General features: G+C 40.9%; 13 protein-coding genes. 3 read left to right on the forward strand and 10 right to left on the reverse strand.

The window, feature by feature from the left end; translation table 11 throughout:
* Positions 1-3: 3 nt before the first annotated feature.
* The 3 genes from ACYX4O_RS19930 to ACYX4O_RS19940 all read right to left on the reverse strand — a co-directional run bounded on the left by ACYX4O_RS19930 (position 4) and on the right by ACYX4O_RS19940 (position 4,721).
* Positions 4-426 (reverse strand): prepilin-type N-terminal cleavage/methylation domain-containing protein, encoded by a 423-nt coding sequence (locus tag ACYX4O_RS19930; RefSeq protein ID WP_476353477.1) that lies wholly within the window; start codon positions 424-426, stop codon positions 4-6.
* 1 nt (position 427) lies between these two features.
* Positions 428-847 carry a prepilin-type N-terminal cleavage/methylation domain-containing protein gene (locus tag ACYX4O_RS19935; RefSeq protein WP_476353479.1) on the reverse strand — a complete coding sequence of 140 codons (420 nt, stop codon included), beginning with the start codon at positions 845-847 and terminating at the stop codon, positions 428-430.
* 136 nt (positions 848-983) lie between these two features.
* Entirely contained in the window at positions 984-4,721 is a 3,738-nt protein-coding gene (locus ACYX4O_RS19940; protein WP_476353481.1) for a pullulanase, read from the reverse strand.
* 366 nt (positions 4,722-5,087) lie between these two features.
* Between ACYX4O_RS19940 and ACYX4O_RS19945 the strand changes: the two genes are divergently transcribed.
* Complete coding sequence (locus tag ACYX4O_RS19945) at positions 5,088-6,233, forward strand: DUF2515 family protein (RefSeq protein ID WP_476353483.1); 1,146 nt, start codon at positions 5,088-5,090, stop codon at positions 6,231-6,233.
* A gap of 21 nt (positions 6,234-6,254) precedes the next feature.
* Positions 6,255-7,364, forward strand: a complete 1,110-nt coding sequence (locus ACYX4O_RS19950) for a DmpA family aminopeptidase (RefSeq protein WP_476353485.1) — start codon at positions 6,255-6,257, stop codon at positions 7,362-7,364.
* 128 nt (positions 7,365-7,492) lie between these two features.
* Here the strand turns inward: ACYX4O_RS19950 and ACYX4O_RS19955 are convergent, their stop codons facing one another.
* The 6 genes from ACYX4O_RS19955 to glgB all read right to left on the reverse strand — a co-directional run bounded on the left by ACYX4O_RS19955 (position 7,493) and on the right by glgB (position 17,584).
* Complete coding sequence (locus ACYX4O_RS19955; protein ID WP_476353487.1) at positions 7,493-9,406, reverse strand: glycoside hydrolase family 13 protein; 1,914 nt, start codon at positions 9,404-9,406, stop codon at positions 7,493-7,495.
* A 21-nt stretch (positions 9,407-9,427) separates the two neighbouring features.
* Positions 9,428-11,869 (reverse strand): glycogen/starch/alpha-glucan phosphorylase, encoded by a 2,442-nt coding sequence (locus ACYX4O_RS19960; RefSeq protein ID WP_476353488.1) that lies wholly within the window; start codon positions 11,867-11,869, stop codon positions 9,428-9,430.
* Between the two features lie 24 nt (positions 11,870-11,893).
* Positions 11,894-13,333: a glycogen synthase GlgA gene (gene glgA, locus ACYX4O_RS19965; protein ID WP_476353490.1), complete on the reverse strand. Its 1,440-nt coding sequence runs from the start codon at positions 13,331-13,333 to the stop codon at positions 11,894-11,896.
* 79 nt (positions 13,334-13,412) lie between these two features.
* Positions 13,413-14,519 carry a glucose-1-phosphate adenylyltransferase subunit GlgD gene (gene glgD, locus ACYX4O_RS19970; RefSeq protein ID WP_476353492.1) on the reverse strand — a complete coding sequence of 369 codons (1,107 nt, stop codon included), beginning with the start codon at positions 14,517-14,519 and terminating at the stop codon, positions 13,413-13,415.
* Positions 14,520-14,534: 15 nt separating this feature from the next.
* Positions 14,535-15,695, reverse strand: coding sequence for a glucose-1-phosphate adenylyltransferase (locus ACYX4O_RS19975; protein ID WP_476353493.1), 1,161 nt, complete (start codon positions 15,693-15,695; stop codon positions 14,535-14,537).
* Positions 15,692-17,584 (reverse strand): 1,4-alpha-glucan branching protein GlgB, encoded by a 1,893-nt coding sequence (gene glgB, locus ACYX4O_RS19980; protein ID WP_476353494.1) that lies wholly within the window; start codon positions 17,582-17,584, stop codon positions 15,692-15,694. Before glgB ends, ACYX4O_RS19975 begins: the two co-directional genes overlap by 4 nt.
* A 388-nt stretch (positions 17,585-17,972) precedes the next feature.
* Here glgB and ACYX4O_RS19985 point away from each other — a divergent pair, with 388 nt between their 5' ends.
* A complete protein-coding gene (locus tag ACYX4O_RS19985; RefSeq protein ID WP_476353495.1) occupies positions 17,973-19,034 on the forward strand; it encodes an NAD(P)/FAD-dependent oxidoreductase in 1,062 nt (353 codons plus the stop codon).
* Positions 19,035-19,267: 233 nt separating this feature from the next.
* On the opposite strand, the gene ACYX4O_RS19990 is transcribed toward ACYX4O_RS19985, so the two are convergent.
* Positions 19,268-20,461, reverse strand: a complete 1,194-nt coding sequence (locus tag ACYX4O_RS19990) for a class I SAM-dependent rRNA methyltransferase (protein WP_476353496.1) — start codon at positions 20,459-20,461, stop codon at positions 19,268-19,270.
* Positions 20,462-20,524: the final 63 nt, after the last annotated feature.

Below are 20,524 nucleotides of genomic sequence, written 5' to 3' on the forward strand. Positions count from 1 at the left end.
CGATTACTCCCTTATATAAAGATCGGTTGAAAGTGTAGCAACCTTCTCAAATTCATTTGGAATACTCTTTATCGTGATTGTAATTTTTCCATCGTTTTCTTGAACTGAAAATTTTTCAACCCCTTCAATCAGTACAGACCCATCCTTATATAGATTGTTTCCTCTAAGTTCAAACGTACTGGAATTTGTTTGGAGGGTATCCGCCAATACAGTAACCATTTCAGCTCTCCTCACTTCTTTCGTAATAACATTCATGGCGTACCGAACATTCGATTCATTTTCAATTTGAGCTGACTGACTAACAAATTGCTTCTGTCCAAACATATGAGCATTACTTATTAAGAGAATGACGATTCCCAAGAGTGCTAAGACCGCTAATAACTCAACTAATGTTACACCCTTTTCATTTCTAAGTGACGTAATCATATCAGTTCTCCCACCTATAGATCGTTTCCATTTGAGCTTCTAATTTGGATTTTGCCGCATCATTATATACTTTCACTAAAACGTTTGATAACTCGTTTTGAGGCTCTTTAATCGAGAGGTAAACATAAAAATCATTTACAGTTTGTGCATAGTGGTACCAGGGACCTTCTGTTTTTACTAGTTTCATATTTTTCACTTGGCTCTTCGCTTCTTCAAATGGATAGGCAGTACTTAAGTGGTAGACTTCTTCCATTTTAGATTGAGCTAAATAAGTAGCATCTAATACGTCTGTGGAAATGGATGAAGTTTTCATGGTTTGGGTAAACATGGGTAGAAAGGCAAGAATGATAATGGACAGGATTGCAATAGAGGCAATAATCTCGATTAATGTGATTCCACGTTCAGATTTAAAATTATTCATTTTACATTTCATCTGACAAACCATCCTTCTTTATCGAATCACAAACTTTATTACTACTATCGTACCATATTCCTCCTATTTTTTTATATTCTCAATAAAAGAAAGCCAACACCTGGTATAGTGCTGGCTTTCTCTTTTATTCATCTACTTTTACAATAACAGACGTTAATGGGTCTATCGTTATGGAATCACTTGTTAATGTAAACCCACTCGGGTTCTGTACTTTTTGAGTTCCGGCTTCATTGTTGTCGACAAGAACTGTGCCTTTCGTTAAGTCTGTATCTAACGTAAGGTTACGAGTCTCACTATCTGCATTTACAAACACATAGTAGGATCCAGTTCCATCTGTTGATTGAGCTTTGTATGCCACAACTAAATCTTCATCCTGGATTTCAGGTGCAGCAATTCTTGTTACATTTTCATTCACCAGTTCCATTTCACCTAATCGAAAAGCGTTTGAAGACTGACGCAATTTAACTAATCCAGCCGTAAATTCTTTTGTTGTTGTACTCACTGGGTACTCCTCTTCATTTGTAGCTTTAGCCCAGTTAAACATATTAATGGCATCAGATGAATCATAGGAATCATGGATAAAGTATCCAAACGAGTTCCCCTCTTCATCTGTAAGCTCGTGATACTTCTGTTCAGGTACTCCTTCTCCAAGCCACTGTTTTGTTCTTCCATACTCTTGGCCGGCATGAAGGAACGCTGTGCCTTGTGATGTTAACACCATCGTATTCCCTAAACGAATACGCTTATGAATCTCTTCATGATTTTCCGGAACGCTTGGGTCCTTTTGAATAGACTGGGCAATAACGTCATAAAGAGGCAAGTTGTCGTGGGCTGCTATATATTGCACCATATCCCCCGGATCATCCGCAGGTGTATTGGATGGCTGCCCTTTGATATTGTTAAAGATTGTATCGATCGAGCGAGCACCACCTGTGATAAAGCGCGGCTCTCCTTCTGAACCGAATCCTGACTTCAATTCGTTACGCATCTCATCTGAGAAAACGCCAACGTCATTTGTATCATCCATCCAATCCTGGTCCGCGCCTTTCCCTTCTAAAGCCGGCTCTGCCTTCGCACCACCAAAGGTTCTCCATCCTTCACCAATGAAGAGGGCATCAGGATTAATCTCTGCCGCTGCATTATAAGCATTCTGGATGGATTCATTAAAGGCATCGCCCATCATATCAAATCGCATGCCATCGATTTTATATTCATCAAACCAGTATTTCACAGAATCAACCATTAGCTTCTCAGCCATCTTATGATTCGCTGCTAAATTGTTCCCAAACCCTCCAATAAAGTTCCCATCGCTATCCTGATAGAAATAATAGCCTGGAACAATATCGTTGAGAAAGTCGGACTTTGCCATATGGGTGTATACAACATCTAATACGACACCCATGTCTGCTTCGTGAATTTCATGGATCATCTGCTTTAGCTCTTTCACTCTTTGTTCTGGGTCTGCAGGGTTTTCAGAATAAGCTCCATCAGGTGAAAAGTAGCTATGAGGATCATATCCCCAGTTATATGAATTGTTCGCTGCAGAATAGTCGAGCTCACGCTCATCCATTGCTGTTTCATCCCCGTAGTACCAAGCCATTACGGGTAAGATTTGAATGTGTGTGACACCTAATGACTTTACATACTCTAACTTTTCACTGAAGGAATTAAATGTGCCCCACTGATTGTCTAACTCATCTGAAATGGACGGGTCAGACGTGAAGTCTCTTACATGAACTTCCCATATCACTGCATCTTCTCGCTTCTTGAATCCCGGAATATCTGCGTGGTTGAAGTTCTCGGGGTTTGTCTGACTTAAATCAACAATAGCGGCTTTTCCTGTCTTGTCTCCGTCCGGTCCTGCTTCTCCTTTCGTATCTACGGTGAATGGAGCCATGGACTTGGCATATGGGTCCAAAACGGTTTTCGTTTCTCCATTGTTCGTAACCTCATATTGGTAATAGTAACCTCTAAGGTCTTCTACCCCTAAATCAGATGCTTTTGCATCTACCTTCCAGACGCCTTTTTCTCCTTTTGTAAGAGGCAGCTGACCAATTGATTCATCCCAGTTCTCTTTATCATAGAACGTTGCCACGACGTTACTGGCTGTTGGTGCCCAGAGCTTCAATGTGGCATCCCCTTCGTGATACGATGCACCAAGGTCATTCCCATCATAGGAATAAAGCTCATCAATCATTCGCCAACCAACATCTGCTGAAACCGTACGTCCAGCATACGTAACTTCGAATGGCGCCATGTCAGGTGTAATGGAAACGTTTAGTTCTACGGTTGTCTCATCAACGACTGTAACCCCTTCTACCGGTACGTCCTTACCTTCCTTATCAACTACAGTTATCGCTTCTTGTAACTGATTTTCTGTTAGCCCCTTCGTCATTGTATAACGTAACAGAAGCTTCTCTTGTGAGAGTACCTCAGCTGATACAAGTCCTGTTGGGGTTTCCCAATAAGGAGAGGTATAAACCGTATTATCCCCTTCCTTTATCCAAAGGCGATTATATTGATCAAGTAAGGAGAACACCTTATCTCCCGCCTCTTTTTCTCCACTTTCCTTATCTAGTACAAGGAAACCTAGTTTTTCAGCATCTTCTTTCAAAGTAACGTCAACGTAGGCACCGTACTCATCCACTCCATCAAATGATAAGGCACCCACGGGCCAATCTTCACTTGGCTCTTTAACATCTTCCCAAATCCAAACGCCTAAATTGTCATACATCTCATCTTCTCGAACGTAATGAATGCGTACCTCATTTTCTTCAAGTTCTACCGGTTCATAAGGGAGCACCTTTTTTCCTCCTTGTTGCACCCATACTTCATTCTTATCGGGCGTTGTAAGTTGTACGCTGCGGTCTTCTAGCTGTTTCTCTCCACTTACCCGATTTACGACCAAGAAACCAACATTTTGTGCATTTTCTTTTAATTTAATATCGACATATGCGCCGTATTCATCTGTTCCTTCAAAAGAAAAAGCTCCTTTAGGCCAATTTTCTGTCGGTGAATCAACATCATTCCATACCCATACACCTAAATCTTCATACGATGCTTGACCATTCTGATAGTGTATACGAAGTGTGCCTTCAGGTACTTCTGATGGTTCTTCATAATCCCCTGGCCCCACCAGAATGATATCTCCCTCTACCTCTAACCCTTCAGGAACAGTAACTCCTTGAGCGAGATAGAGATTACCTTCAACGACTATATTTGTTAAAGATAGCTCATTTGTGGCAATCAAAGCGTTTCCATGAATGGTTTTTCCTGAATACGTCCCCGGCTTGTTAGCTACTACTTCGAAGATCTGGTTACGTATATCAGCCATTTGAGATCGTTCAATCTTCTTATTTTGATGAAACTTGTTCTTGTTATATCCTTTCATATATCCGGCTTCAACCATCGCTCCAACCGCATTTAGAGTTTCAGAGTCCATTTGTTTTCTATCTTTAAACGTGACATGCTTTCCTTTTCCCTCTGTATCCATTTCGAGAACAGTAGCCATCACTTCAACAAACTCTCCTCTTGAAATGGGTTGTTGCGGACGAATAGAAGGCCTCGATGTATCCGATACATATCCAGCTGCCATTGCCTTTGCCACTGCACGTTCGACCCACCCTCCTTTTACATCTTTGAAAGGAACTTCTTCCATGCGAGTAAATTGAAAGGTGTTATTCAAGATATGGTAGAACTCAGCGCGCGTTACCAATAGTTTATTTCCTTCTGGCTTCCATAGATCAATTTCCGATTCACTCCAATGACCTTTTTCATCTGTCACAGCATATGTAACACCTGGTGTTAATGCCATACTTAGAAGCAAAACCGCTACAACCCCTAATCTGAAAGCTTTCTTCATAAAGCCTCCCCTTCCCCATGAACGAATTTCCTTATAACGGCGCCCTTGTGCAATCGCTTTCGCATAAAGCGACCCTTCTCTTTTACTACCTACAGGATTAAGACAGTGACAAAAATAGGTTTATGCAAATGGCATGAAAGCGCTTGCATAAAAGTGGAATAAAAACTAGTAATACGTGATCTGAATCTATTACTAGAGCAGGAGCGAAGCTATAAAGTTATCCATATTAAACCAAAATATAGATGTGTTGTAAATCCTACTTTCGACTACCAACTAGTATATTTGGCTCACAAACTAGTTTTAATCATGTTTTTTAAATATCGCCATACATATGGAATAGCAACTGTTTATAGGGGGGAGATCTCTTTGTTTGCACTATGGAAAAAACAACCCGAAGACTCTAATAAGGAATTGATGAGTATGCTTAAAACGAAGACAATCAAAGACGATCTGCTACACAATTCTGTTCCACCTTTAACAGCATTTGAACAAGGTATTGTAGAAGATATTACCCGAACTACTCACATTTACAATGAATCGAATATCACTAGAACGAATAAGTATCTTTCATTTTATAACACCTACCCCGAAATAGAGTGGGCATTATTAGCTCATCTCGTTTCCAGAAACGGTGGTTGGAGTATGACCGACCTAAAGGGAGAATGGTTGTCTAAACTTCTTTCAGAGAAAGAACAAAAGAACTACTTCAGGCTTTTAGAACGAGCAAATTGGCTAATCTTCCAAGATGCATTTCCTCAGCTCCTTCTCTATCACTACAGCCTCCAACACAATCAGTCCTTATTCCATTTACTATCACACTTTAACGTATCCCGATTTATGGAACCGGTCTGGAACTATTTTTTAGATAAACAAGACCGCTCCACCTTATCTACTGCACTTATTATGAATGAACAACACTATATCGAGAAAAGGGTGATTCATAACCCCTTTTTTAAACAGGCCGTTTTAGATACATTAGATTTTAAAATACAAGAATGGCTTGGTTTAACACAAATCTTATTTCCATATGCCTATAAGAACAACCTTAGTTTCAGTGGACATACCGTTCACCAATTTGGATCCTTATCTAATCGTATCGAATTTGGTAAAAAGCTATATGCAAACCTTTTCTCCAATCACAGACGTTTACCATTCATTGTTCAATGGGCAAAGAGGCACCCTCATACTGGCTCAAGGAAGGACTATTGGCCACATCTTTTTCATACCGTTCGGGAATCACCTCCAGGAAAACTTTCCATTAAACTTGAACGCTGCCGAATACGAAAAGGAGCTAATCGTATATACAGCCCACCTTTAAACATAGCCTGGGAAATAATAAACCATTCCCCATCTTCTCCAGATGATTGGTTTACTCATTGGGAACTTGCTTCACCTTTGTTTACACCTCCTACCTCAACAGAAGAAAACATGAAAGAAGCTCATTGTGAGGCGTTGAGTAAAATTGAACTGGCTGTAGTAGCTAAACAAATTATTTTCCATCGTAAAAATTGAAATAAAGGATTTTAATAAGTAATGAAGAAGGGGAAAGGAAAGCATGATAAAGGAAGTGATTCTTTGCATCATAAAAAAAGGATACGTGATTACGGAGTAAAAATAGGTCGTTTACTAGCGGGGAAGAACAATAGTATAACAGATGTAGCCGGGGTTACGGTGGGCCATGCCACCATCGATGATCAAGAGTGGAAAACAGGTGTAACGGCGATAATGCCGCACCAGGGAAACACGTTTCAAGAGAAACTAATCGCATCTTCTTATGTCCTTAACGGGTTTGGCAAAACAGTAGGAACTGTCCAATTAAACGAGTTAGGGACCCTCGAGACTCCTATCTTATTAACGAACACATTAAGTGTCGGGGCAGCTACTGAGGGGCTGACAAAATACATCTTAGAGCACAACAAAGCGATTGGTCGAACAACGGGCACTGTGAATCCTGTGGTAGGGGAATGTAATGACATGCTCATTAACCACATACGAGAACCAGCGGTTACAAGTGAACATGTTTATGAAGCCATTAACAAAGCATCTGCCACATTCAAGGAAGGAGCAATTGGAGCAGGTCGTGGGATGGTCTGTTATGGATTAAAAGGTGGTATTGGGACTTCTTCCCGCCTCATACACCTCACCCATGGAACCTATACAATAGGCGTACTCGTTTTAGCTAATTTTGGTCAATTGGAGGATTTGAACGTGAGTGGCACCCCCGTTGGACAATCCATACATGACCACCTGAGCCATTCTCTAAGTGAACCTGATCGAGGATCGATTATGATTATTGTCGCTACTGATCTCCCAGTTACAGACCGTCAGTTACATAGACTTATTAAACGAACGAGTACTGGTCTAGCCAGAACTGGCTCAACCATTGCTCACGGGAGCGGGGATATTGCCATTGGATTTTCCACAGCCACGAAAATCCCCCATGAAAAACCAGACGTACCTCTATCCATTCCTTCTGTACACGAAGAAGATTTGAATCCCGCTTTCAGAGCGGTTGGGGAAGCGACAGAGGAAGCCATACTTAATGCACTCGTTACAGCAGAAACGACAACCATGCGAGACGGGCGTGTAGCTATGTCTCTCATAGAGGCAATGGAACAGTATAGACTTTACTTTGAAGAATAGTCTAACTCCCCCTCAATGAATTAGTGACAATAAACATATAAAAACGACCAGAACTCGCTCCTGGTCGTTTTTATATTGAACGATTAAAAGAAAGCTTTCTAACTTATTGTGTTAAAACAGAGATGAAATCAATGCAAACGTCTCAGCAGCATACATTCGCTAGATGAAAGGGTGAGGGATAATGTATTCCCTTTCGTTTTATATACAGATTTATGGATCATATCCTGCCATTTTCCCTTTTTAGCAGGAAGGTTTATGGATTTAGCTTCGTTTATATTTCGGTTAAAAACAAACATCATCTCTTCATCTGATGCTTCGGTTCCAAACGCATCTACTCCATTTTCAATTGAGCGAACAAACGTATAGACGTCCGGATCCGGGGCATTTGAAATCCAATCCCCTGTTCGAAGAGCTTGGTGTTCACGTCTAACAGATCCCATCATTTTGTACCAGTTCAAGAGATCTTGATCTTCTCGCCCCCATGGATAGGGTTTTCGGTTATCCGGATCTTCGCCTCCAGTCAAACCTGCTTCGTCACCATAATACAATGAGGGCACTCCTGGAAATGCGTAGAGCCATAAGCTTAAAGCTTTAAGCTGTTTAACGATTAAAGCATGCTTCTCATCACCTGAAGGTCCTGGTAACGCTTCTTCTAATAAGGTCTTTATCCGTTCTACATCATGGCTTGAGAGCATGTTCATCACAGCATAAAAGTATTCTTTTGGATAATGCTCCCGCAATGTAACAAGACGTGTGTGCAGTGTGATGGCGTCTATCTCACCACGAATAAAACCGAGCATCAGTGCTCGTAAAGGATAATTCATAACAGAGTCCAGGACGCCTCCAAGAAAATAATCTCGCCGCTTTCCATAAGCCGTTTTGTTCGATGCATCCTCCCACACTTCTCCTAAAAGAACACTGTCTGGTTGATGAGTTTTTAACTCTTGATAGATCATACGGATTAGGTCATCCGTTAACTCATCAGCTACATCTAAACGCCAATGATTCATTCCTGATCGTTGCCACGTTCTAATGACACTTTCTTTATCATGAACAAGAAAATCCTGATAACTCTTATCTTCTTTATTTAGAGTTGGTAACGTTCCCACTCCCCACCAGGCATCATATTCATCTGGATACTGGTGAAACGTATACCAAGAATAATAAGGGGATTCCTTAGATTGATAGGCTCCAACTGAATCATATTCTCCACGCTGATTAAAATAGATGCTGTTGCTTCCTGTATGACTGAATACGCCATCGAGCATAATTTCAATACCTCGAGCTTTCCCCTCTCGAATCAACTCTTCAAAATCTTCTTTCGTCCCTAAGAGAGGATCAATTTTATGATAATCTCCTGTGTCATAGCGATGGTTACTTTCCGCTTCAAAAATCGGATTCAAGTACAGTACCGTCACACCGAGAGATTCAATATAGTCCAGTTTATTGAGGATTCCCCTTAGATTTCCTCCAAAGAAATCCCACCTCACAACCTCTCTTCTATCGTTACGAATATAATAAGGGTCATTATCCCAGTGGGCATGGACAAGGCTTGTTTTAGGGGCTCTCGCCATTTCAATATCTCCAGAGGCATAAAATCGATCCGGAAATATTTGATACATAGTAGCGTTTTTCCACCAGTCTGGTGTTTGGTAGGAGGGGTCATAAACGGTGATTTGCCAAGATGGGGGATTCTCCCCATACACCATACCTTCTCCACTTTCTTCGGCACTTTTACGTCCGTAATATAAAGATTGGTCTTCTGTTTCAATTTCAAAGTAATACCACACTAGCTGAGGCTCTTCAGGCATTGTAATGGTTACTTCAAACCCACTATACTGATGTTCCTCACTATATAAGTCCATTTCCGTCACCTGTTCTTCATTCGTTTGATCATAAATATAGTGAAGACTCACTTTTGATACGTGTTGGCGGTGATGAACATCAATACTTAACTTTACATGTGATCCTTTTGGCGCTGCACCAAAAGGATCACGATAGAGTGTATCAAAACTGTTATGAAATATATCCAAATGCTTCACCTGGACTCCCTCCCCCAGAACCTATCCATTCAGCATTTTTGCTTTACTGATCTTCCATATATCATCTGCGTAGTTCTGAATGGTATAGTCACTTGAAAACGCACCGGAATGAGCAATATTCAGTAAACTCATCTCATTCCACTTTCGTTGATTCAAGTAATCATGGCTAAGCTCTTCTTGAGCCGCCACATAGCTATTGAAATCTTTTAATAAGAAGTACTCGTCGTTATGTGTGATTAAAGCATGATACAGCTCATGGAACGTCGTATCTCCTTTTGAGAATGGACTATAGTGATAAAGTTGGTCCACAACCCGGCGAATCCGTTTGTCATGGTTATACATCTCCATGGCATCGTAAATTCCTGTTTGGTAATAGCTGAGTACTTCTTCAGAGCTAAGGCCGAAGGTATAAATGGCATCGTTCCCAACCGCTTCATGAATCTCTACATTCGCTCCGTCCATCGTACCAAGCGTAAGAGCACCATTCATCATAAGCTTCATATTCCCTGTGCCAGAAGCCTCTTTGCTAGCCGTAGAGATTTGCTCACTAACGTTTGTTGCAGGTATAATCTTTTCAGCTATCGATACGGAGTAGTCTTCCATAAAGACGACTTTGATCGTATCTTTCGTATCAGGATCATGGTTCACCACTTCAGCAATGGTATTAATTAGTTTTATAACTTTTTTAGCAAAATAGTACCCCGGAGCTGCCTTCGCTCCAAAAATAAATGTCCTTGGCGTCACTTCTTTTGAAGGATTTGCTTTTAGTTCGTTATATAAATGCATAATATGAAGAGCATTTAGTAATTGACGCTTGTATCCATGAAGTCGCTTAATATGAACGTCAAAAATGGAATCCGGATTTATTGCAATCCCCTGATCCTTCTCAATCCATTGAGCTAGATTGACCTTGTTCTGCTGTTTGATCCCATGCAATTCATCTAAAAAAGCCCCATCTTCGCGGTATGCTAATAGCTCTTTCATCCGACTCGGTTGGCGTTTCCATTCTTCTCCTACCGTATTGGTAATGAGTTCAGAAAGAGACGGGTTCGCGTGAAGCAACCACCTGCGGTGTGTGATTCCATTCGTTTTATTTTTAAAACGCTCTGGAAATGCCTCATAAAAGGCCTTCATTTCACGTTTCTTTAAAATTTCTGTATGAAGACGAGCGACGCCATTAATACTATGACTCCCAACCATGGATAAATGGGCCATTTTGACGGTCCCATCTGCAATAATAGCAAGTTGAGCAATTCGATCGAAGTCTCCTGGGTCTTGTTCCCATAATGATTGACAAAAACGCTCATTGATCTCTTCAATAATCATAAAGATCCTTGGTACTAATGTACGTATGACATCAACTGGCCACGTTTCAAGTGCTTCACTTAGAGTGGTATGATTTGTATAAGAAACAGAAGATTGGGTGATGGACCATGCTTCTTCCCACCCTAACCCCTTAACATCCATAAGGATCCTCATCAGTTCCGGCACAATTAATGCAGGATGGGTATCATTTATATGCAAGGCAACTCTCTCACTGAAGTCCGTCCAAGGAAGATCTGATTCTTCAAATTGAGCTACAATACTTTGTAACCCAGCAGAGACGAGGAAGTATTCTTGCTTTAAGCGCAATTTCTTCCCCTCTTCATAAGAATCGTCAGGATAAAGGAATGAAGTGATTTCTTCTAAATCATGTTGATGACCAATAAAGTTTCCGTGTGCTTGTTCGATTTGAGCCTTCTTTAACAAATCTTCTTCTGAAGGCTCCGCACTCCACAAACGAAGCGTGTTCACCGACTTTTCCTCGTATCCTACTACAGGAAGATCATAAGGAACCGCTCGGATGCTTTGGCTGTTTTTATAAGTAAAATGGAGATCTCCATCTTTATCTTCATATGACTCAATTTCTCCACCAAATTGCACTTCTACTGCTGCTTCATCACGCCTTACTTCCCACATATACCCGTCTTGCAACCAATGATCAGGAAGTTCGACTTGTTGTCCGTTTACAAATCTTTGTGTAAACATACCATTTCGATAACGGAGTCCAACTCCATGTCCAGCCAATCCGAGAGAGGCTAATGAATCTAGAAAACAAGCTGCTAACCGACCGAGTCCACCATTTCCAAGTCCGGCGTCTGCTTCTTTTTCTTCTAGGATAGGCAATGTTAGACCAAGGTCCACTAGCCCTTCCTCTACTACGTTTAATACACCCATGTTAAGTAAGTTGTTCCCTAGTAAACGCCCCATAAGGAACTCCATAGAGAAATAATAGACTTGCTTTTCACCAGAGGCTTGATAGGATAGCTCCGTCTCCTTCCATTTCTTAAGGAGCCTTTCGCGTACCAAATGGCTCAAAGCACGATATGCATCTTGTTCTGTTGCCTGATCCTTTGTTTTGCCAGTTTCAGACTCTAGGTTCTTAACAAATACCTCTTTAAACTCTTCTTTACTGCTGAACATACTGGGATCCTCCATTCTGATGCGTCAGGCATAAATTTTTAGCATCGATTGATATAAGTCCATGTATTGCTTCGCAGAATTCTCCCAGGAATATTGGCTTTTCATGACGTTCTTAATTAAACCTTTCCACGTTGCTTGATCATGATAAATGTCAATGGCGCGACGGATGGTAAATAACATATCGTGTGCATTAAAGTTTGTGAAGCTGAACCCATTCCCTTCACCTGTAACCTCGTTAAATGGATGAACAGTGTCTACAAGACCACCTGTTTCCCTAACAATCGGTACCGTTAAGTAACGAAGGGCTAACAACTGCCCAATGCCACATGGCTCGAAACGAGATGGCATCAAGAAGAGGTCACTCCCAGCATACACTTGTCGAGACAACGATTCACTAAATGTAATGTTAGCTGATATCTTGTCTGGATACTTATGTTCAAACCACTGGAACATTTGTTCATAATATTGTTCTCCTGTTCCTAACAGCACGATTTGAACATCAGCTTGTTCCAACAATTCATCTAAGATTCTTCCAATAAGATCAAATCCTTTTTGCTCGACTAGACGAGAAACAATCCCAATCACTGGAATCGTTTGATCAACCGGAAGTCCCAGCTTCTCTTGAAGCCACATTTTATTTTGAGCTTTCTTTATTAATGAACTACGATACGGGAAAGCAAGTGATTCATCTTTCATAGGGTTATAGTCTTGGAGGTTAATGCCATTGACAATGCCAGTAAGTCGGTGAGAATGTTTGCGAAGTACTTCATCTAGGTTTTCCCCATAATAAGGTGTTTGAATCTCCTCGGCATAAGTTTCACTAACCGTTGTGATCGTGTCAGAGAAATTTAGAGCTCCCTTCATGAAGCTAATGTTTCCAAAGAACTCGATACCATCGACCGTCATTAAACGTTCATCCAGATCCATTAAGTCGTGAAGAACGGATTGAGGAAAAATACCTTGATACTTAAGATTATGGATCGTGAAAACAGTTTTCATACCCTCAAATACAGGATCTTCTTTGTAGTGTGTGTGTAAAAAGAGCGGAATTAATCCCGTTTGCCAATCATGGCAATGAAGAACTTCCGGCTTCCACTCCAGGGTACGGACCATTTCCATTACAGCTCGATTAAAGAAAACAAAACGCTCCGCTTCATCCTCATATCCATATAAATTAGAACGTTTGAAGTAATACTCATTATCAATAAAATAGATAGGAATTCCTTCATATTCTAAGTACTCTATCCCTGCATACTGCTGACGCCATCCTAGCGGAATCGTGAGTGTATCCAACAGGGTTAGCTGATCTTTCCACTCGGCTTTCATCTCCTGATATTTTGGTAACACAACCCGCACATCAGCTCCTTGGTCTTTCAACGCTTGCGGCAAGGAGCCTAGTACGTCGGCTAATCCTCCTGACTTTATAAAAGGTGTACATTCTGACCCAATCATTAACACATTCATGCTAATCACTCCTTTAAAATGTATAGAAAACAATAAAGGGACTGCCGAAATGGAGTCCAGGCAGCCCCGCCTTATCCTTTTACATTGTTTTGCGCTTTGCTACAACAAATGGCTTCTCAGGTGCACCAATAAGAGTTTTGCCTTCTGTGATGGTGCAATCTTTATCAAGGATGACATTTTCTAATACTGCATGATCTGCAATTTCACACCGTTGCATGATGACAGAGTTTTTAATGACAGCCCCCTTGCCTACTTTTACCCCTCTGAAGAGGATACTATCTTCCACATGCCCTTCTACTACACAACCATTTGCGACTAATGTGTTCTTCACATCAGAGCCGTGCATATATTTCGAGGGTGCTTCATTTTTCACCTTCGTCAGAATAGGTGCATCATCTTTAAACAGACGATCATGCTCTTTTGTTTTTAATAAATTCGTACTGTTTCGGTAATAACTCTCTAATGAGTTTACAAGGGCATGTGCGCCTTTGTATTCATAGGCGTGGACATGAATTGTAGGTAATTGATCTTTAATGGCATCGCGGAAAAAGTGGGAATGTCCATGTGCAATAGCTTTCTCCACTAAACCTTGTAACACATTCTTTTTAATGAGGAACATTTCCATGTAAACGTTCGGATTATAATGCTCGTTGTGAAAGGCTTCTACTCGATTTCCTTCTCCAATGTTCAACTTCTGAGCCAATTGATATTCAGGCATCATTTCATCGGCCTTTTTATAAATAACAGTCACATCTGCATCCATTTCCTTATGCTCTTTCAGCACCTCCTGGAAATCGATATTACAAATGTGTTGAGATCCTGAAACGAGTATATATTCTGCTGAAGTTCGACGTAAAAAATCGATATTATTATGATAATGCTGAAGGTCACCTTTTGATATATCAGTTGGGTCATTCCAGTCAGGTGGCAAGATAAATAATCCACCACGCTTACGGTCGAGATCCCATGCTTTTCCTTGTTCAAGATGATCCATTAGAGAACGATATTTTCGACGAGCGAATACGGCAATAGACTCAATGCGTGAATTTGTCATGTTTGATACAGTGAAATCAATCATTCGATAGCGTCCCCCGAAAGGAACAGCCGCTCCGCACCTGAAATAAGTTAACTCATTTAACATATCCTGTTCGTGATCCAAATTAATAATACCCGCTATTCTTTCCATCACATTTCCCCCTACTTATTGAGTCATTGCATAACTGTTTGCCATAACGCTTCCTTCTTCAGCAACAAGTGTTATTTCGCTGCTAGGCGTAGGATCACCAATCACGCTGTTGTCCTCAATAACACTACCCTCAGAAATAATAGCGCGGTGGATTTGTACATTTTTACCTATTTTTACGTTCGGCATAATCACAGAATCCTTTACAACCGCTCCCTCTCCCACATGTACACCGTAAAATAAAATGGACGTATCTACTGTTCCATAAATTTTACAACCTTCATTAATAAGCGCATTACGTACGCGAGATGTTGAGGCTAAGTACTGAGCGGGCTGATTCGGATTTTTTGAATAGATTCTCCACGAAGAGTTATTCAAATCTAAATCAGGCGTTTCTTTCAGTAAGTCCATATTGGCTTCCCATAAGCTATCGACTGTACCGACATCCTTCCAATACCCCTCAAACGTATAGGCTTTTAACTTCTTCTCATCCTGTAGTAAAGCAGGGATAATGTCTTTTCCGAAATCATGGGAGGAATCGGACTTAGCATCATCAGCAGTTAAGTACTCCTTCAACACGTCCCACTTAAAGATATAAACCCCCATAGAAGCTAAGTTACTCATGGGGTATGCAGGCTTTTCATCAAACTCGACAATGTCCCCATTCTCATTTGTATTCATAATGCCGAATCGACTTGCTTCTTCCCATGGCACCTCGATTACAGAAATAGTAGCATCTGCGTCTTGCTCTTTATGATAATCAAGCATTAAGGAATAATCCATCGTATAAATGTGATCACCTGACAGAATTAAAACATGCTCCGGATTATACTGGTGGAGGAATTTTAAATTGCGGTAAATTGCATTCGCTGTCCCGGTGTACCATCCACCGCCCTCAGACTGCATGTAAGGTGGTAAAACGGAAACACCGCCATATTTCCGATCTAAATCCCAAGATGATCCAATACCAAGGTAATGATTTAAAATTAAGGGTTCATATTGGGTCAGGACCCCGACCGTATCAATACCTGAATTTGTACAGTTACTTAAAGGAAAATCAATTATTCGGTACTTTCCACCAAAAAACACAGCCGGCTTAGCCAATTCCTTCGTTAGAGACTTTAACCGCGTTCCCTGACCACCCGCTAACAACATTGCTACACATTCTTTATTTTTCAAGACTTGTCCTCCTCTAGTAAAGAAGTTCTTTTCAAGAAGCTTACACCAAGTGGCGGAATGGTCATCGTGACGTGTTGCCCCTGACCTTGCCACGGTATAGAAGCCGTATGAAGTGACCGATCATTCACCTGACCTGAGCCACCATATTGAACAGCATCGCTTGTGAATATTTCTTCGTAGACCCCTTCTGTCGGTACCCCCACTTTATAATCGTGATAAACAACTGGTGTGAAGTTACAGATCACGACCAACTGGTCATCTGCACGGCTATTACGAATAAATGAGACAATACTTTGATCATAGTTATTCGGATCAACCCATTCAAAGCCTTCTTCTTTATGGTCCATCTCCCATAAAGCTGGATGATCTTTGTAAACGTTGTGAAGGTCACTCATGTATTGCTTAGTAGATGCATGGGCATCAAAATTGAGCAGCTCCCAATCCAGATCCTCTAAGTCTTTCCACTCATCAAACTGACCAAATTCCGATCCCATGAACAAAAGCTTCTTACCTGGATGGGCGTACATATAAGCTAAGAACGCACGTAAGTTAGCAAACTTCTGCCAATAGTCTCCAGGCATTTTATTGAGCAACGATTTCTTACCATGAACGACCTCATCATGGGAAATCGGCAACACAAAATTCTCTGAAAAAGCATAAAACAAGGAAAACGTAATTAAGTTATGGTGGTATTTCCTATGGATCGGATCCATCTCCATGTACTTCAACATGTCATTCATCCAGCCCATATTCCATTTATAATTAAAGCCAAGTCCTCCTACATACGTAGGGGCACTGACCAATGGCCACGAAGTAGACTCCTCTGCCATCATAAGGACATTCGGTACCTCTTCAAATATGGCTTCGTTCATCTTTTTGATAAAAGACACCGCCTCGAGGTTTTCACTTCCTCCGTACTCATTCGGCTCCCATTCTCCATCTTCTTTACCAAAACTTAGATAGAGCATGCTGGCAACAGCGTCTACACGAAGACCATCCAAATGATATTCTTTTAACCAATAGATCGCATTAGAGATCAGGAAACTTTGAACTTCATTGCGGCCAAAATCAAATGTAAGAGTACCCCATTGTGACTTCTCAGCTTTCTTAGGATCGCTATATTCATAGAGAGGTTCTCCATCAAATCTGCGTAAGCCATGTTGGTCTTTACAGAAGTGCCCGGGAACCCAATCTAGAATAACGCCAAGCCCATTCTGGTGGCACTGATCTACAAAATATTTAAAATCATCAGGCGTTCCGTAACGAGAGGTTACAGCAAAATATCCGGTTGCTTGATAGCCCCATGAACGATCAAAGGGATGCTCTGTAAGAGGCAGAAGTTCAATGTGTGTGTAACCTAGTTCTTTTACATACGGAATGACCATATCTGCGTACTCCCGATATGTATAAAACACTTCTGGTTCAATGTTTTTCCAAGATCCAAGGTGAAGCTCGTAAATCGAAATAGGTGATTCATAAAGGTTGGTTTCGTTTCTTTCGTTCATCCATAACTGATCATTCCACTCGTAATGATCGAGAGGGTGTAAAACAGAAGCCGTATTGGGGCGTAACTCACTTGAAAAGGCATAAGGATCTGCTTTCAATTGTAAATGCCCATGAGGCGTTAAGATTTCATATTTATAAATGGTGCCCTTCTGTAAATCAGGAATGAATGTAGACCACAGGCCATTTTCATTCAATTTCTCCATAGGGTGTTGTCGTCCATCCCAGTTATTAAATGTTCCGACCACATTTACCTCTACCGCATTCGGCGCCCAAACGGTAAAGCGCACCCCGCTTTGCCCATTTTGTTGTTCCATATGTGCACCAAGAAGTTGATAGGCAAACCGTAGATTTCCCTGGTGAAATAAGTAGATATCGTGATCCATGGTTGTCGAAGTGACCAAACTATCACTCACCCTTTTCTCTCTATAGTAAGAGGATTTTTTATTTGTAAAACATCTTACAATCTATGCTTATTGTTATTATAGAATCCACCCAAGTCCATTACAATTAATATTTGTTAAAAATTTCTGAAAGTTTTGTCGAAAAATGTTTACTCCTATCACTTTTTAGGGAAACGCTCTCAAATTTTCTTTGAACCTACTCTATTCTAGAGAACAGAGACTCTTTATTCCTCACCTTAATAAAATATTACAGTTGCATTTCAATTTTCTGATAGTTTTGCTAGTCTTCCTTTTTTGTTTTTGATACCCTTTAAAAGGGAAAGCGTTTTCTAATAGTTTAGTAGTGAATACGAATTGGTGGTGTTTCGTTATGAAAAGATTAGTCATCGTCGGTGGCGGCTACGGTGGTTTAAAGATTCTTCAAGATATACTTGAAGGTGGGTTACCAAAAGACGTACAAATTACAATGGTAGACCGAAATCCTTACCATTCACTTAAGACCGAATTTTACGCCATTGCCGCTGGGACGAAAGCAGATAGAGAAGTTCGTATTGATTTTCCAGAACATGATCAAGTTGATTATGTATTTGGAGAGGTCATGGAGATTAATATCCGTGATCAACAAATTGTTGTTCGTGAACACACGGATCCTGTTCCATACGATGATCTCGTCATTGGACTTGGGTGTGAGGATAACTATCACGGCATACAAGGGGCTCATGAATATACGCAAAGTGTACAAACGTTTAAGAAGGCAAGGAAAGCCGGGTTTGAAGTTGGAAACCTGAACGCACATGGAAAAGTAGCTGTAGTTGGAGCAGGGTTAAGCGGTATTGAGGTGGCATCTGAAATTCGTGAAAGTCGCCCCGATTTAAATATTCGCTTATTGGACCGAGGAGAAACCGTTCTACGTCCTTTCGATCCAAAAATTCAAGAGTATGTAGAAGATTGGTTCAAACGAAATGATGTTGAAGTCATTCACCACGCTAATGTGGAATATGTGGAACCTGATGGCGTATGTAATAATGGCATATGCTTTGTAAATGACGTAACCATTTGGACAGCAGGTGTAAGACCCAACCACCTTGTTCGTGCTTTACCATTCGAGAAGGATCCCCAAGAGAAGATCATTATCAACGATTACTATCAAGTACCTGAACAACCTAATGTCTACATCGTTGGGGATTGCGCTTCATCGAATTATTCTCCTAGCGGCCAATTAGCAGGCCAACAAGGAGAACACATTGCATCCATTTTGTTAGCCCTTTATCACGGAAAAGAGCCGGACAAGCCAAAAGAGATCAAATTAAAAGGTTCTCTTGGTTCCTTAGGAAAATCAGATGGATTCGGAAACATGATGCAAAAACCAGTAACAGGGCTATTACCACGCCTAGCAAAATCAGGTGTACTCTGGCTTCATAGACGCCACTAAGTTAAAGACGCTTAGAGTATAGAATACTCTAAGCGTCTTTATTTTAGGCGCTATTGATGTTTCTTGTTGATCTTCCATGTGGATGACTCTAAACTGAGACACCGAAAAAGGATGGGGGCGTCTGCAGATATGGAGTGGTTGGGGTGTCTTTGGAACAACTCGCTTTCCGCAGGAAAGCGAGTTGTCCCCCCGCAATCCCTAGCCTCTATTCCGTAACGGACCATAATGCAGGCTTATAGCTTCTTAATAAAGACCACTTTCAAGTAATCTCCTGGTTTATAGGCTTTGGTCGTTGCAAAGTCTGAAGGCAGGGTAAATTGTTCTTCAATTTTGTAACGATGCCCGGTTTCTTTAAAGGCTTTTTCAATAAATCCTTTAAATTTCCCCATGCCATAGCCACTGTAGTTTGTTGAGGCGACGATTACGCCGTTGTCTTCTGTAATGGCAATGGCTTGTTTCAGTAAATCTTTATAATCTTTTGCAGCGCTAAAGCGATGTTTCTTAGAACGTGCAAAGCTTGGGGGATCGAGAACGACCATATCAAAGGTTAACTGTTTTTTCACGGCGTATTTAAAGTATTCAAAGACGTCCATCACCTTAATATCATGTGCTTCATAGTCAATTCCATTGATGCTAAATTGCTCCACTGTTTTCGGATAACTTCTATTAGCCAAGTCAACGCTTGTTGTTTTCAGGGCTCCTCCAAGGGCAGCAAATACAGAGAATGCTCCTGTGTAGGAGAAGGTATTTAGTACCGTGTTTCCTTCTGCGTAGTGATCGCGAATCTTCTTACGCACCTCACGCTGATCTAAAAACACCCCTGTCATAGGACCTTCATTTAAATGAACGGAAAATTGAACATCATTCTCTTTAACGATCATAGGAAATTCGCCGCGTTCTCCTGCTACAAAATCATCGTCGTCGATATATTTCCCGCCTGTGTTAAATCGCTTCTTCTCATAGATTCCTTTGTACTCAACCAACTGCTGTAAAGCCTTTAGAATTTGATTCTTGAAAGCGTAGATCCCTTCGCTGTACCAACTCACCACGTAAAAAGACTCGTAGTGATCGATCGTTAATCCCCCTACGCCATCTCCTTCACCATTAAAGACTCGAAAAGCTGTTGTGGAGTCATCTTGGAAAAAGCCGCTTCGTTTCTGAAGAGCCACCCTAATCTTCTTTTCAAAAAACGACTGGTCAATGGCTTCTTCTTGTTGCTCTGTTAGCACCCATCCATACCCTTTATTTTGTTCTCCGTAGTATCCTTTTGCTATAAAACGACCACGCTCATCCATTAAATGTAGTATTTGGCCTTCTTCGCTAAGAACTTCAGCATTTGTTAGGGCTTCCTTTTCAATCAAAGGGAAACCATCTTTAATCTTTTTCGCGGAGTCTTGCTTTATCTTTAATTTAATTTCTTTCTTCATCAACTCACCCAATCTGCTAGAAATGTGTACCTGCTTTTAATGAACCTAGCTTATTCAAATTAT

Source organism: Pontibacillus sp. ABV4_188, assembly GCF_056311905.1.